Consider the following 14,407-nt stretch of genomic DNA (forward strand, 5'->3'; position numbering starts at 1 on the left):
ATAAGCTTGCCACTTATGCTAATAAGAGCAAACGTGCAGCTAAGAGCAAACGGTTCCTAAATTGGGTCATCTATTTAATTGTTTGGAGTCAAATATGAACTATTCAAATATCACCAACATTCCGTTTTCTGGCCGCATGGCTGTAATTGCAGCAATACTGTTCTCTTTCGTCTTCATTGGCCAAGTCAGCGCTGAAGAATTTACAGCAAAAGAGCAAGCGGCAATCGCAGACCACTATGAGATCTTAGACCAACATCAAGCTAAGTCAGACCAAGCATTAGAGTCCAAATTACAATCTGAGTTTGATGAGCAGGTACAGGAATCTGAGCAGGAGTTCATGGAGCTAGCCTGCACCGCCTACGGGCTAGATTTCGACAGTGAAACAGAGGTCTGTTACGAGTAATACCAATCGGTATAAGATTAAATTTTTCCATAAAAAAACGAGGCTCGCCTCGTTTTTATTGCTGTTTTCGCCATCATACTAATTAGTATTCGTTAAAATGGAAACGCGGTACTCAATAGTGGATACGCTGCCTTAAGCAGCTTCTTCTTATGAGAAAACTTCTTACCCGCTGGATTAGCCTGGCCCGATGGCACATAAGGTAGCTCGTCATCACTACGATCTTCATATAGTTGGCCTGCTATCAGATCGTATTCATCAAGGAAAGGATAGGCAGAGCCATCTTTTTCTGGCCAAAGTGTTAGAGAGCCTAACGCATCAGGCGACTCAATCACTTTATCGTACCAGTCTTTACCTAATGAAATTAAGAAGCAACGAAACTCAGCAAAGGCATATTCTGAATCACAGCCGGTAATAATATAAGCCGCGCCCCACACTGACCAAGAGTACGAACGACGCATCTGTTGACCAAATATCTTGTCAAAATCTCGGAGTTCATCATTGCTTAACGGGCTCAGCTTTTGCTTAAGCACCTCAGCCAATTCAGTTTGATCTTGTTGGGGGGATGTTCGGGTGACTAATTCCCAAAACTCAGACTCTGTCATCGGATTCTCTAAATTGTACGCTGTGATAGTCGCTATTCTATCGCATTACTCGCCATCTTAGCTAAACAATATCACGGCTAAACAGCATGCGTTATAGACGCGACTCGCGGTTTTTTTTAAACTCCACACAACAACTATATAAAAAATATGACGACTTTAGGGACCCCATGACAAAACCACATCCTCTTTTAGCGATATTAATGTTCCTTTACGCTCTGCTGGCCGTTGCCGCAATCTGGCGCACCTTTACCACTCAGTCCTTTGATCTATTAACATTAGGTGTATTTCCTGTGCTTTATGGCTTAATCATGCGCCAATTTTGGGCCGCTGTGGTACTAAAAATCTACCTAGCCATTCAAACCGTTGCCTTACTTGCATTAGCAACCGCTGCCGTTATCGCCTACCAAATTACCCCTGAGGATGTGAAAGTCGTCTATGAAGGACAAAATATTCCTATCGGCGGCATCGTCATTGCTGCAATCATCGCTATGACATTCCAATATTGGGTCGCTTTTAGTGCAAAGACACGACAATACTTAAAGCCAAAGCTTGTGAGTTAACAGCGCTGTGACTAACAAGATCACAGACTAAGCCAGCACACAGCCTGTTACTTACTTGATAAGCCAAAGGCGTTAACGTAGGTTAACGCCATAACAAAACTAAGACTAACGATCGGTACATAAATTTATGAGCCATTTACAGCCCGGCGAACTTTCTATCTTGTTGGTTGAGCCTTCTGATACCCAAAGAAAAATTATCAGCCAACGTTTAAGCTTAGAAGGCGTTAACAACATACAAACCGCCACTACGCTTGCAGAAGCTATGCAAATAATCAATCGCCATCAACCCGATCTGGTCGCCAGTGCCATGCACTTTGCAGATGGGACTGCGTTAGAGTTATTGCAACAGATTAAATCCTCAGTTCACTTTAGCGATATTCAATTTATGCTGGTATCGAGCGAGTGTCGCCCTGAGCAACTAGAGCACTATCGTCAATCAGGCGTTGTCGCAATACTGCCTAAACCTTTTACCACCGAGCATCTAGGTAAAGCACTGAATGCCACTATCGACCTGCTTACTAATGACGAATTAGATCTCACCCATTTTGACGTGCAGGATCTGCGTGTACTCGTTGTCGATGATAGTAAGATGGCTCGCAATATCATTAAGCGAACCATAACGAATCTCGGCTTAAGGATGATCACCGAAGCACAAGATGGCCAAGAGGCGATTGAACTGATGCAGCAGCAGATGTTTGATTTGGTCATTACCGATTACAACATGCCGAGCGTAGACGGTTTAGCATTGACTCAGTTTATTCGTAACGACAGCCAACAGTCTCATATCCCCATCTTAATGGTGTCATCAGAAGCCAATGAAACTCATTTGAGCAACGTTTCTCAAGCCGGAGTAAATGCCCTTTGTGACAAACCATTTGAGCCCAATGTGGTTAAACAGATCCTTTATCAGCTGCTAGAAGAGTAAAAAATTGAGAAATTGGCCCTACTTTTGACTATAAGGCCTATTTCATAGGGTTAAAGCGCTTTTCAAATGCAAAAGCTTGTGGCATGTTACATAACGCTACTAACAATTAAATCTACGGAAAGAAGAGACTATTCAAATGAATAAGACTGAACTTGTTGCAAAAATGGCTGAATCTGCAGAACTAACTAAAGCTGAAGCCGCTCGCGCCTTAAAATCTTTTGAAGAAACTGTTGCAGAAGCGATGAAGAATGGAGAGAAAATCTCTATTGTTGGTTTTGGCTCTTTTGAAACAACAGAGCGCGCAGCGCGTACTGGTCGTAACCCACAGACTGGTAAAGAGATCCAGATCCCAGCGGCTACAGTACCTAAGTTCAAAGCAGGTAAAACGCTTAAAGATAGCGTTAACTAAATCACTGTTTCCGCAGTTGATAACTAAACCTCCTTATGGAGGTTTTTTTATGTCTGTTTGATCCAAAACCCTTCTTCCTCTGCCCCATTTCAGTGCTTTCTGCGCTAGGATGCATCATTTCAGCCTTACATCTAATCCACAAACAGAATAAACAACTGTTTTAATTAACTATTTATATTGGCTTAGACTTTGCTAAATCAATTGTGACCATAAAAAACACAATTAATGTTTCTGCAAAGGGGAATTGAATGAACAAGTTACTCATTAATAGCACGGTAATCCTGGTGACATCACTGCTCGCAACTTCAGCACAAGCAGCAGTAGAAGCGAACATAGGCGCTACCTCTAACTATCTATGGCGCGGGGTGACACAAACTAACGACGCGGTAGCCGTACAAGGCGGAGTTGATTACAGCCATGATTCAGGCTTCTATGCGGGTACTTGGGCATCTAATGTCGACTTTGGTGATGACACTAGCTATGAAATTGACTTTTATGCCGGTTTTGCAGGCACCATTGGCGATGAGTTTGAATATGACTTGAGCTACCTCTATTACGCATACCCAGATGCGGACGCCAACATAGATCTAGGCGAATTGAGCGCAGCCGTTAGCTGGAAGTGGATAGCTGTCAGCTACTCGCATTTAGTCAATGCTGGAGATGATGTTACTGGCGCCTCTTTAGACAATACCGATATGGCCTACCTTCAAACAACCATCACTTATCCAATCTCTGACAGCTTATTTATCGCCGCTCACTATGGTTACTCAACAGGCGATGTTGTTACAGCTTGGTTCGATACTGATAATTATGCCGACTACTCACTGGCATTAAGTAAAGATACCGATTTTGGTAGCGTCTCATTTACTGTCAGTGACACAGATCTTAAAAATGACGATGCCAAAGTTTTACTCGGTTACAGCTATAGTTTTTCTCTATAAGCTTCTATTTTAAAGGCCATTTATTCAATATTTAACAATAAATGGCCAAATTATCAAAAAACAATTACCGTTATAAAGTTTCACTAACTATCTGAAATTCATCCGTAATGATAAAAAGTAGACGGAATATGTAATTTTGTTACATAGATCGCATATTTTTAAACCACTTCCTGCTAAATTCCAAATTAAGCACTCACTAATAGGTTTAATCGAGTAAGCCAATGAGTGCAGACATTGTTTAGTTATTAACCATACGGTATCAAGAGTATTCCCTTTTAACGCTAAGCAAGCGATTTGGAACAATAGATACCTAGCTAAGAGGAATTCGTGATGGCTCAGATTATTGATTTTGTGCCCAACGATGCAGAGATGGAGGCGTATACAACGCCTAAAAATCAGCAAGCTGCTAACGAGTTAGCGCACAAAAAAGAGGTGAAAAAACGCCTCGAAGCCTACCTTGAAAGAGCACAATTAAAACGTGATTTAAGTGAAGATGACTTTTGGGCATAAACTTAAAATAGCGTAATAAAAAAAGCTCCTGAGATACTATCCAGGAGCTTTTTTAGTTTTTAATACCAATCAATATCAGCGTTCAATAATCGCCTATTTCGCTTTTTGCGACTCCAAATCAGTCTCACGCTTCTTCAGAAAATACTCTCTCGTTAACGCAAAGACCACGGGGCTTAGCAGCGCTAAAGCGATTAGGTTAGGAATAGCCATCATAGCGTTCAGCGTATCTGCAAGTAGCCAGATAAACTCCAGTGAACTCACCGCCCCTAATGGCACAACTAAGGTCCAAATAATTCTAAATGGCTTAATCGCTTTCATGCCAAATAGGAACTGCACGCACTTCTCACAGTAAAAACTCCAGCCCAAGATGGTCGTAAACGCAAATACGCTGAGCGCTATCGCCACGACATAGTTACCCATTGGAAACGCATGTGAGAATGCAAATGATGTCAGCGCCGCGCCGTTCTCACCTGAGGTCCATGCACCCGATACGATAATAGCCAAACCCGTAATGCTACAAACAATCAAGGTATCAATAAATGTACCTAGCATCGCCACTAAGCCTTGAGCGACCGGATTATTAGTTTGCGCCGCCGCATGCGCGATAGGCGCACTACCTAGACCAGCCTCATTGGAGAACACACCACGCGCGACACCAAAGCGAATCGCCGCCCAAACTGCTGCACCGGCAAAGCCGCCTTGAGCCGCCACGGGGTTAAAGGCACTGTGAATAATAAGCTCGAATGCGGCCGGGATTTCAGCAGCGTAGACAACCAATACCGCAATACCCGCAGCAATATAAAAGACTGTCATCATAGGCACTAACTTGCCAGCAACGTCGGCAATACGCTTAATTCCGCCCATCAGCACTGCACCAACCAATACCATTAGCACCACGCCTGTCACCCAGTTAGGTACGCCAAAGTTACTGCTGAGCGCATCGGCAACTGAGTTCGCCTGCACCGTATTACCGATACCAAAACCCGCTAGAGAGCCAAATAGCGCAAAAGCGGTACCTAACCACGCCCACTTAGAGCCTAAGCCATTTTTGATGTAGTACATTGGACCACCAACGTGGTTACCATTGTCATCGACTTCGCGATATTTAACCGCGAGAACAGCTTCTGCAAACTTGGTTGCCATGCCCACCAGCGCTGTGCACCACATCCAAAATAGCGCGCCCGGTCCACCAATAAAAATCGCGGTAGCAACACCTGCGATATTACCCGTACCAATGGTGGCAGACAGAGACGTCATTAACGCATTAAAAGGGCTAATTTCACCCTTCATGTTTTTATCTTTGTCAGGGATGCGACCCGACCATAAGAGTTTAAAGCCTGTGCCTAACTTTAAAATCGGCATTAAACGTAATCCAAAGGTCAGGAACAAGCCTACCCCCAAAATCATAACCAACATTGGAGTCCCCCAGACCACGCCGTTGATCATGCCTACAAAATCCGTAATAGCTTCCATTCAAACCTCGTTGATACAGAGAATTTATCGTTATTATTTATATTTATACATTTAGGGCTTTTTGATCTTTCCTTGGTTAAGCAAGATCAAAAGGTCCTAGCAAGTCAGTGCTTATATCTTTCAGAAACCACTCAAACTTGGAAAACAGAGTACAACGAATTGTTAACCTTTGGAAAGGCTAGAAAACAAACTAAAACTGTTATCGCCATCGATATGACATGAATTATTTTGCCATCGCGCTAGGTGGCGTTATGACAAAGTAATGATTAATCTGCCCCCAGTGAACAAAACACTGCTGTTAATAACGCGCTAACAGCAGTGAGTTACCAAGTGAGAGGCCGTTACAAAGAGCGCTTTGGTTTAAGCGAGGCTCTGGGTAATTTGAAGGAAATGAGAAAAGTCACAAACAACATGGCAGCCGAAATAAACAAACAAGCCGATAAGCCAGCCTCCTGATACACCCAGCCTGATAAAATCGTCCCCAGTAAACGCCCCATCGCATTAGCCATATAGTAGAAGCCAATATCCAGCGATACGCCATCCTCGCCAGCATAGCTAACAATCAAATAGCTATGCAGTGAAGAGTTAATGGCAAACACAGCGCCAAAAACCATTAAACCTGTGATCAGCGCGATCTGAGGTGCAACCAAACCAGTAAAGAGCAGTACTGCGAGCACTAAGGTAACCAAGGTCAGTAACCCCGCCCAAAGCGTTGCAATGTGTCCATCAGGAGTCTTGTTTCTTGCCGTCAAAGAGGGCGCGATGGATTGCACCATGCCATAGGCGATTACCCAGAGCGCAAGGAATGCCCCAACACTGCTATGATCCCAGCCTAACTGGCTCGCGAGATATACTGGCAGCGCAATCACAAACCACACATCTCTAGCCGCGAACAAAAACAAGCGCGCTGCAGATAAAACATTTACACTTTCACTCTTAGAGAAGATCTCGGTGAATTTAGGTGTAGACTTAGCTTTACCTAAGTTCGCTTTCAAACTCACCATACTGCAAAGCCAAACAATCAATAGCATCACAGCCATAATCGCCACCGCGCCAGTAAAGCCTGCGGCAGAGAGTAATAGCCCTCCTAAGAAGAACCCCGCACCTTTTAGTGCATTCTTAGATCCGGTAAGCATCGCCACCCAGCGATAGAGCTTATCGTCAGCATCCTTGGGCACTAAGGTTTTTATCGCACTCTTAGCGCTCATCTTATTAAGATCTTTAGCGATCCCCGACAGCGCCTGCGCCGCCATCACCCAAGGCACGGTGAGCATAGCGGTTGGCAGCAATAGCATAGATAAAGCCACTATCTGTAAACCTAGGCCAATATTCATGGTACGGTTTAGTCCAAGCCTTGCCCCAAGCCAGCCGCCAACCAGATTGGTTACCACACCAAAGATCTCATAAAATAGAAACAGCATCGCAATCGCCAGCGGCGTATAACCTAAGTCGTAAAAATGCAGCACCACCAACATGCGCAGGGCGCCATCGGTGAGCGTGAATGCCCAGTAATTACCTGTAACGATGAAGTATTGCTTAACGCTATCAGGCAAAGAACGATATTTAGTTAACACGCTTACCACCTTTAAAAAAGGGACTAGGATACAAAGAAGGACCTAGGATGCGAGGACGTGGCTGCGCCACAGCTAGGACGCTGCGCTGCTAGGAAAAGAAAAGGCTAGAACAGCAGACTGACTCAGCTTGCATCATCTTAGCTTGATGGGCTAAAGCCCAACCTACAGTCAATTTTCTATCTTTTCTTTACCGTAAGCAAAGCGTTCCGTGAGTGAGTCTGCGAACGTTCCGTAAGGCCGCAGGCCGCTCGTCTTAGCTTTTCCTAGGACCTAAAACCTAGAACCTAAAGTTAAAGAAGGACCTAGGATGCGAGGACGTGGCTGCGCCACTGCTAGGACGCTGCGCTGCTAGGAAAAAGCAACAGCCAAAACATTCGTCCCAGCTAGCACTGTCTTAGCTTTTCCTGCTTTACCTAGGACCTAGAAGCGAAGCGCCCTGCTTTTCCTAGAACCTAGCACCTAGCACCTAGAACCTTCTATTTAAGCCTGATCCGCTCGTCCGACCATAATGGCTAACTCAGCAGTACGGTTCGCATAACCCCACTCATTGTCATACCAGACATAAAGTTTAACTTGGGTGCCGTTAACAACCATGGTCGATGGCGCATCAATAATGCTTGAGCGAGGGTCGGTTTTATAATCCACAGACACCAGTGGACGCTCTTCGTATCCTAAAATACCTTTAAGCTCACCCTCTGCAGCCTCGCGTAATAACTGATTCACCTCAGCTTCTGTCGTATCGCGGTTTAGCTCAAAAACGCAGTCAGTAAGAGAGGCATTAGCAAGTGGCACACGCACCGCATGGCCGTTTAACTTGCCCTTTAACTCAGGGAAAATATGCGTAATTGCCGTTGCACTACCTGTGGTAGTAGGGATAAGACTTAAACCACAAGCACGGGCACGACGTAGATCTTTATGAGGCGCATCCAATATCGTTTGGGTATTGGTAATGTCATGAATCGTGGTCATTGAGCCATGCTTGATACCGATGTTTTCATGGATAACTTTAACCACTGGCGCTAAGCAGTTGGTGGTACACGATGCCGCGGTCACGATTGGGTGAATGTCTTTATTATAAAGTTGCTGGTTCACGCCCATTACCACGTTTAATACACCGTCTTCTTTCACCGGCGCTGTCACCACGACTCTTTTAACACCTTGATCTAAATAGGCTTGTAGCAGCGCCTTGGTTTTCATCACTCCAGACGCTTCAATCACCACATCACAAGCAGACCAGTCAGTATCGGCTATCGCCTTATTACGAGTGGTCGCAATACGACTATCACCTATGACCATGGTATCCCCCTCAGCGGTGGCCTCTTCAGACCAACGACCATGTATCGAATCGAACGTTAATAAGTGCGCTAAGGTTGCGGCGTCGCCTGCAGGATCGTTAATTTGTACAAACTCAACGTCGCTATTATGCCATGCAGATCTTAGTGCTAAACGCCCCATTCTACCGAAACCGTTAATACCAATTTTAATTGTCATAATCGTCTCTTAATCTGTTTGTTATGCTGTAAGGCTGGGGTCTTGTACTAGTTATAGTGCTAGCACAGAACTCCAATCTAGTGATTAAACTCTTCTGTTGTCCATATCGCTCGAATATATAGCCCCAATTACACTGATGGCTCTGCAGCATCATCATCGGCAAATAGGTGACGACTGCGATTAGCAATTGCCACTAACGATAACATCACAGGTACTTCGACTAACACACCCACCACAGTGGCAAGCGCGGCACCAGAGTGCAGACCAAATAACGAGATTGCCACTGCCACCGCTAGCTCAAAAAAGTTTGAAGTCGCAATCATGCAAGCTGGCGCGGCGATCTTATGGGTTAACTTCATTTTTTTCGCGGCATAAAACGCGATAAAGAAGATGCCATATGTTTGGATTAATAATGGAATAGCAATTAACACTATGTTTTGCGGCTGGGCAATAATGGTTTCAGCCTGAAAACCAAATAGTAAAACCACAGTGGCAAGCAAGCCCACCATAGACCAAGGTTTTAGTTTAGCGACGAAAGCATTGAGCTGGTTATCATCGCCTTTCTTCTGCAATAAATGTCTGGTCACAGCCCCTGCAACCAAGGGCAACACCACATATAAACCCACTGAAGATAACAGTGTTGCCCAAGGGACTTGGATATCACTCACGCCGAGTAACAATGCCGTGATCGGAGCGAAGGCGACAACCATGATTAAGTCATTTACCGAAACTTGCACCAATGTGTAGTTAGGGTCACCTTTGGTTAACTGGCTCCAGACAAAGACCATGGCAGTACAAGGTGCAACGCCAAGTAAGATCATGCCTGCAATGTATTCATTCGCCGTTTGTGGGTCGACAAAATCAACAAAGAACACTTTAAAGAATAGCCAGCCTAAAGCCGCCATCGTAAACGGCTTAATCAACCAGTTGATAACCAGTGTCAGCACGAGACCTTTCGGGCTTTTACCGACATCTTTGATCGCAGAAAAATCAATTTGTACCATCATCGGGTAGATCATTACCCAAATCAGTACCGCTATAACCAAGTTGACATGGGCATACTCAAGCCCGGCAACCATCGCAAATGTATCTGGAGATAAACTACCGAGGACAACCCCGGCTACAATAGCAAGCCCCACCCAAACACTTAAATAACGTTCAAAAATACCCATAATTTCAGCCTAATTTGTAAAAATCGCTAACAACATTCAGTAACTAACAGCAGGTCTTAACCCGCTCTGGGCGGTCACCCATCAGTTTTAAATTGGCTAAGTTACTCGCTATTAATTCAACGTGCTCCTTAGCCAAGGTTTGCATAATCTCATTGGCCCAAGAAGGTAACTCTGGATTAATACGATAAAAAATCCACTGGCCTTGGCGCCTATCAACTAACAGACCCAACTTACGCAGCAGCGCTAGATGGCGTGAGATCTTTGGCTGGATCTCATCAAGAGCTGTCATCAGCTCACAAACACACAGCTCCGTTTCTGCTTGGATAAGCAATAAACTGCGTAAGCGCGTGTCATCGGCTAATGCCTTAAAAAATGTTAAAGGTGTCATCATTACTTCTCGGTAAACTAATATGTACTAGATACTGTATACATAGAAAACAGTATATATGAAAAATAATATATATGATTTTTCATATATTCAAGTTTTTATTTTTAGTTATGATAATCACAAGCAAAATATAAACATTGCTCACAAATCCTGCTAAGTTATCAACATGATTTAAGGGGCATTAGGACTCCACCGCCAAGGAGTGTACTAGCAATGCAGATGCTAAAAATAATGTTCATTATCGCGATCATCAGTTTAATCCATGGCTGTGCTAACTTTCGCCACCTCGCTAAAGAGGTCGATATGCTGGATAAGGTCTACGTCGAGTATCAGGTAATTATTGAGTCGGCTCATCAGACAGAGTCTTTTGTGTTAGTGCTGCTACAGGAGCTAGATAGCGATTACGTCGATGGTTATGAAGTGGTTATTGGCAACCAGGAGATAACGGTTACAGGCGACACTCGCAGCCGATACCTGTTTACTTTTAACGACCTTAATAACGATTTACGCTTTCAAGTAGGTGAGGCATTTTCGGTCACTAAACTCTCTGGAGTGGCTGATAAACCATTGAAGCTAACCCTAGTTAATTCCGACAAAAACGTCCCTAAAAATCTCGTCGACAAAGCATTAAACAATCTCGTCAATGTTAAGGTGAGTCCCGCTAAGATAGGTGAGATGGCCAGTCTTGATGATGTAACATTTGATGCAGAGACGGCTCAGCTCGGGATGTGGAAACCGATAACCCATCTATTGGAAGGCCATAGTGGGGTGTTCTTTGTCGATAAATTCGATGACAGTAAAATCCCAATCCTGTTTATCCACGGCATGAATGGCACAGCCCGAGACTTTGCCCCACTTATCAATAAAGTCGATAGAAGCCAGTATCAAGTTTGGGTGATGAACTACCCCAGCGGATTACCGCTAGATCTCTTAGCTAATGGGTTAAACAGCCTCATAAAAATTATCGATTACCGCTATGACGTCAAAACCCTACACTTAGTCGCCCATAGCATGGGAGGACTAGTCACCCAAGCCTATTTAGATCTGTGCCGTAATCAGCTAGGTTGTGACGATATTGCCAGCTTTACTTCGATATCGAGTCCCTTCGCCGGTGTCGGGTCGGCCCAAAGTGGAGTCGATTATGCGCCAGTGGTAATGCCGGCTTGGCGCGATCTTGCGCCAAACAGTCACTTCATAGCCAAATTATTTTCCAGTGATGAGGAGCTTGTAAAGCCTGCACACCAGCTCATCTTTGGCTACAAAGTCAGTGGTATTATTAATGAAAAGAGCAGTGACGGTGTGATTAGCCTAGATAGCCAACTTAGAGACAAAGCTCAGCAACAGGCTGAACGTATATATGGTTTAAATGAAGATCACCTCAGTATTTTAAGTAGCGATAACCTTGCAAGGGCATTACAGCAGTTTTGGCAAAGCACCGAGCAGGCGCATAGCAGCAAGCTTGATTAATCCAATAACTGGCTATAAAAACTTCCGATTGGTAGTAAAGCCGATCACTTAAACAAATTACGCAGAGAAAGTTCGATGATTTCGAAAGATAAGAATGGACCACAAAGGACACGAAGTGAGCACTTCGTGGTTTATAGCTTTTAAAGCAAAGAACCCAGTTTGTGCTGGGTTCTTAGTTTTTAGTTTTGAATCAAGTTTGGGCTTAACTTACCGGCATTATCCCCATTGGTCGCCTTTTTTAGACAAGTCGAGCAGCTAGCTCTAGCGCCAATGCCAATAGCGATATGGAGTCTTAGCCTTAGCTACCTGCGATCTTCATCTTATCCATTAAGATACCGCCTGTGCGGATCGATGAACGTAGATCTCTGTCTTTCGCCACCGCAACGATATTTTGATACATATCCTTAAGGTTGCCCGCGATAGTGATCTCTTCAACCGGGTAAAGAATTACGCCATTTTCAACGTAAAAACCCGCTGCGCCACGAGAGTAATCACCAGTAACCGTATTCACGCCTTGGCCCATCACCTCAGTCACGATAAGACCTGTACCCATCTCTTTAACCAATTGATCAAAAGTTTGGCCTGTCGTTGATAGCGTCCAGTTGTAGATACCACCAGCATGACCTGTATTGGTTAAGCCTAACTTACGCGCCGAGTAACTGGTCAGTAGGTAAGTGGCTAAACGGCCATTATCAATAATGTCGCGCGCCTGAGTGACTACGCCTTCGCTGTCGTATGCCGAGCTTCCCAATGCGCCTACCATTAATGGATCTTCATGAATGCTAAACCAATCAGGGAACACTTGGGTATCGATGGCATCAAGCAAAAAGCTTGATTTACGATATAAACTGCCACCGCTGATCGCGCCCACTAAGTGGCCCATTAAGCCTGTGGCGATTTCGGGAGAAAACAATACAGGCAATTGAGTCGTCGCGATTTTTCGTCCGCCTAATCGGCCTGCGGTTTTTTCAGCCGCTTGCTTACCAATAATTTCAGGGGACGTCATTTCGCTAAACTTGCGTGCAATCGTATAGTCGTAATCACGTTGCATACCGCCTTCATGTTCGCCAATTGCGACACAACTTAGGCTGTAACGTGAGCTGCAAAAACCATGCAAAAATCCATGGCTATTACCATACACTTTTACACTTGAATGCGCGTTTGCACTAGCGCCATCAGAAGTTTGTACTCGCTTATCGGTGTCTAATGCCGCTTCTTCGGCTAATACCGCAAGGCGAGTTAACTCTTCAGGCGAAATATCTTCAGGGTGGTACAGATCAAGATCGGGGAACTGAGTTGCCATCAACGACTTTTCAGCCAAACCGTTAAATGGATCTGCTGAGGTAAAGCGTGCAATATCATTTGCCGCTTTAACGGCTTGCTGAATCGCTTCTTTACTTAAATCTGACGTCGACGAGCTCCCCTTGCAACCCTCTCTAAAAACGGTAATACCTAAGGCGCCATCTTTATTAAATTCAACGGTTTCAACTTCTTTCATTCGCGTCGAAACAGATAAGCCTTGCTGCTTACTGATCGCAACTTCTGCACCAGAAGTGCCTAATGTTTTTGCATATTCCAGCGCCATCGAAACGGCATCTTTCAGGGAATCCAATTCAATATCAATGCTAGGTGAAGACACAGATCTACTCTTTATTTGTCGGCAATGACGCTAGCATAACAAACCCAAATGCCAATCACATTAAATAATCCCTCGGCAGCAATCTCTTGTACTAAAGCAACCAGCTTAAAAATACCTACCCCCTATCGCTCAAACCACTAATAAAGGTATCTAGTCTCAAAAATAGGAAAGGAAATAACCAAGTTTAGATGTTATTATTAACGCAGAATTTGTAAGAGATTTTAGATATGAAGATTGTCGGTGACTCAGAACACTTCCACCAGCCGTATGACAAAGATGAGAACTACGAAAGTAGAGCGGATGCAAAACGCGAAATCGCCATCTATCAAGAATACGGTAATAGACTAGTTGCACTTAGTAAGACCCAAGTACAGAAGCTAAATCTTGATGAAACACTTCTTGATAATGTTTTGAAAGCTAAAATAATCAAAATGAATACAGAAGCGCACCGTCGTCATATTCAGTACATTGGTAAACTAATGCGTTTTGTTGATCTCGAAGAGTTAGATGTCGCGATTAAGAACGTGCTGAACCAGAACAGCAATGAAAGCGCTAAGACCAATGTAGCCGATAAGGCGCGTGATCAGCTATTAACTGAAGGCGACTCAGCGGTACAAGCCTTAATAGAGCAATACCCTGAATTTGATAGGCAGAAGCTACGTCAGTACATTCGTCAGACTAAAAAAGAGCTAACGAAAAATCCTGATATCGAAGCCTCAAAGACAGCGAAAGAATTAAGTAAATATATCCGTAACGAGATCAAAGATTAATCGTTACATATATAGACATAATCTCTATATAGCGACACAATAGCTCCCTCAGTCCTTACATGACTTTGGGAGCTTTTTTATGG

General features: G+C 44.1%; 15 protein-coding genes. 8 read left to right on the forward strand and 7 right to left on the reverse strand.

Annotated elements, in window-relative coordinates; translation table 11 throughout:
* Positions 1 to 94: 94 nt before the first annotated feature.
* Positions 95 to 403, forward strand: a complete 309-nt coding sequence (locus ACVBIL_RS15500) for a hypothetical protein (RefSeq protein ID WP_447167866.1) — start codon at positions 95 to 97, stop codon at positions 401 to 403.
* 92 nt (positions 404 to 495) lie between these two features.
* Here ACVBIL_RS15500 and ACVBIL_RS15505 read toward each other — a convergent pair whose 3' ends face one another.
* Complete coding sequence (locus ACVBIL_RS15505; protein ID WP_447167867.1) at positions 496 to 1,005, reverse strand: DUF4240 domain-containing protein; 510 nt, start codon at positions 1,003 to 1,005, stop codon at positions 496 to 498.
* 167 nt (positions 1,006 to 1,172) lie between these two features.
* Between ACVBIL_RS15505 and ACVBIL_RS15510 the strand changes: the two genes are divergently transcribed.
* The 5 genes from ACVBIL_RS15510 (at position 1,173) to ACVBIL_RS15530 (ending at position 4,350) form a co-directional block, all read left to right on the forward strand.
* Positions 1,173 to 1,565 (forward strand): hypothetical protein, encoded by a 393-nt coding sequence (locus ACVBIL_RS15510; protein ID WP_447167868.1) that lies wholly within the window; start codon positions 1,173 to 1,175, stop codon positions 1,563 to 1,565.
* A 127-nt stretch (positions 1,566 to 1,692) separates the two neighbouring features.
* On the forward strand, positions 1,693 to 2,490 hold the full coding sequence (locus ACVBIL_RS15515; RefSeq protein ID WP_447167869.1) for a response regulator: 798 nt from the start codon (positions 1,693 to 1,695) through the stop codon (positions 2,488 to 2,490).
* A 136-nt stretch (positions 2,491 to 2,626) separates the two neighbouring features.
* The gene (locus tag ACVBIL_RS15520; RefSeq protein WP_447159742.1) at positions 2,627 to 2,899 is read left to right on the forward strand and encodes an HU family DNA-binding protein; all 273 of its coding nucleotides are present in this window, start codon (positions 2,627 to 2,629) and stop codon (positions 2,897 to 2,899) included.
* Between the two features lie 248 nt (positions 2,900 to 3,147).
* The gene (locus ACVBIL_RS15525; protein ID WP_447167870.1) at positions 3,148 to 3,840 is read left to right on the forward strand and encodes a TorF family putative porin; all 693 of its coding nucleotides are present in this window, start codon (positions 3,148 to 3,150) and stop codon (positions 3,838 to 3,840) included.
* A 330-nt stretch (positions 3,841 to 4,170) separates the two neighbouring features.
* Entirely contained in the window at positions 4,171 to 4,350 is a 180-nt protein-coding gene (locus ACVBIL_RS15530) for a PA3496 family putative envelope integrity protein (protein ID WP_447167871.1), read from the forward strand.
* Between the two features lie 93 nt (positions 4,351 to 4,443).
* On the opposite strand, the gene ACVBIL_RS15535 is transcribed toward ACVBIL_RS15530, so the two are convergent.
* The 5 genes from ACVBIL_RS15535 to ACVBIL_RS15555 form a co-directional block, all read right to left on the reverse strand.
* Positions 4,444 to 5,823 (reverse strand): alanine/glycine:cation symporter family protein, encoded by a 1,380-nt coding sequence (locus ACVBIL_RS15535; RefSeq protein WP_447167872.1) that lies wholly within the window; start codon positions 5,821 to 5,823, stop codon positions 4,444 to 4,446.
* 341 nt (positions 5,824 to 6,164) lie between these two features.
* A complete protein-coding gene (gene arsJ, locus ACVBIL_RS15540; RefSeq protein ID WP_447167873.1) occupies positions 6,165 to 7,397 on the reverse strand; it encodes an organoarsenical effux MFS transporter ArsJ in 1,233 nt (410 codons plus the stop codon).
* 480 nt (positions 7,398 to 7,877) lie between these two features.
* Positions 7,878 to 8,888, reverse strand: a complete 1,011-nt coding sequence (locus ACVBIL_RS15545; protein ID WP_447167874.1) for an ArsJ-associated glyceraldehyde-3-phosphate dehydrogenase — start codon at positions 8,886 to 8,888, stop codon at positions 7,878 to 7,880.
* A gap of 128 nt (positions 8,889 to 9,016) precedes the next feature.
* Positions 9,017 to 10,060 (reverse strand): ACR3 family arsenite efflux transporter, encoded by a 1,044-nt coding sequence (gene arsB / locus ACVBIL_RS15550; RefSeq protein ID WP_447167875.1) that lies wholly within the window; start codon positions 10,058 to 10,060, stop codon positions 9,017 to 9,019.
* 43 nt (positions 10,061 to 10,103) lie between these two features.
* On the reverse strand, positions 10,104 to 10,448 hold the full coding sequence (locus ACVBIL_RS15555) for a metalloregulator ArsR/SmtB family transcription factor (RefSeq protein WP_447167896.1): 345 nt from the start codon (positions 10,446 to 10,448) through the stop codon (positions 10,104 to 10,106).
* Between the two features lie 213 nt (positions 10,449 to 10,661).
* On the opposite strand from ACVBIL_RS15555, the gene ACVBIL_RS15560 reads away from it, so the two are divergent.
* Complete coding sequence (locus ACVBIL_RS15560; protein ID WP_447167876.1) at positions 10,662 to 11,915, forward strand: esterase/lipase family protein; 1,254 nt, start codon at positions 10,662 to 10,664, stop codon at positions 11,913 to 11,915.
* Positions 11,916 to 12,213: 298 nt separating this feature from the next.
* Here ACVBIL_RS15560 and pmbA read toward each other — a convergent pair whose 3' ends face one another.
* Positions 12,214 to 13,554, reverse strand: coding sequence for a metalloprotease PmbA (pmbA, locus tag ACVBIL_RS15565; RefSeq protein WP_447167877.1), 1,341 nt, complete (start codon positions 13,552 to 13,554; stop codon positions 12,214 to 12,216).
* 227 nt (positions 13,555 to 13,781) lie between these two features.
* On the opposite strand from pmbA, the gene yjgA reads away from it, so the two are divergent.
* Positions 13,782 to 14,324, forward strand: a complete 543-nt coding sequence (gene yjgA, locus ACVBIL_RS15570) for a ribosome biogenesis factor YjgA (protein ID WP_447167878.1) — start codon at positions 13,782 to 13,784, stop codon at positions 14,322 to 14,324.
* Positions 14,325 to 14,407: the final 83 nt, after the last annotated feature.

The organism is Shewanella sp. 125m-7 (genome assembly GCF_052977045.1).

What these genes read in the sequence shown, in the direction of transcription:
- ACVBIL_RS15500 (WP_447167866.1), top strand. Translation starts at nt 95, where the DNA reads ATGAACTATTCAAATATCACCAACATTCCGTTTTCTGGCCGCATGGCT.
- ACVBIL_RS15505 (WP_447167867.1), bottom strand. Translation starts at nt 1,005, where the DNA reads ATGACAGAGTCTGAGTTTTGGGAATTAGTCACCCGAACATCCCCCCAA.
- ACVBIL_RS15510 (WP_447167868.1), top strand. Translation starts at nt 1,173, where the DNA reads ATGACAAAACCACATCCTCTTTTAGCGATATTAATGTTCCTTTACGCT.
- ACVBIL_RS15515 (WP_447167869.1), top strand. Translation starts at nt 1,693, where the DNA reads ATGAGCCATTTACAGCCCGGCGAACTTTCTATCTTGTTGGTTGAGCCT.
- ACVBIL_RS15520 (WP_447159742.1), top strand. Translation starts at nt 2,627, where the DNA reads ATGAATAAGACTGAACTTGTTGCAAAAATGGCTGAATCTGCAGAACTA.
- ACVBIL_RS15525 (WP_447167870.1), top strand. Translation starts at nt 3,148, where the DNA reads ATGAACAAGTTACTCATTAATAGCACGGTAATCCTGGTGACATCACTG.
- ACVBIL_RS15530 (WP_447167871.1), top strand. Translation starts at nt 4,171, where the DNA reads ATGGCTCAGATTATTGATTTTGTGCCCAACGATGCAGAGATGGAGGCG.
- ACVBIL_RS15535 (WP_447167872.1), bottom strand. Translation starts at nt 5,823, where the DNA reads ATGGAAGCTATTACGGATTTTGTAGGCATGATCAACGGCGTGGTCTGG.
- ACVBIL_RS15545 (WP_447167874.1), bottom strand. Translation starts at nt 8,888, where the DNA reads ATGACAATTAAAATTGGTATTAACGGTTTCGGTAGAATGGGGCGTTTA.
- arsB (WP_447167875.1), bottom strand. Translation starts at nt 10,060, where the DNA reads ATGGGTATTTTTGAACGTTATTTAAGTGTTTGGGTGGGGCTTGCTATT.
- ACVBIL_RS15555 (WP_447167896.1), bottom strand. Translation starts at nt 10,448, where the DNA reads ATGACACCTTTAACATTTTTTAAGGCATTAGCCGATGACACGCGCTTA.
- ACVBIL_RS15560 (WP_447167876.1), top strand. Translation starts at nt 10,662, where the DNA reads ATGCAGATGCTAAAAATAATGTTCATTATCGCGATCATCAGTTTAATC.
- yjgA (WP_447167878.1), top strand. Translation starts at nt 13,782, where the DNA reads ATGAAGATTGTCGGTGACTCAGAACACTTCCACCAGCCGTATGACAAA.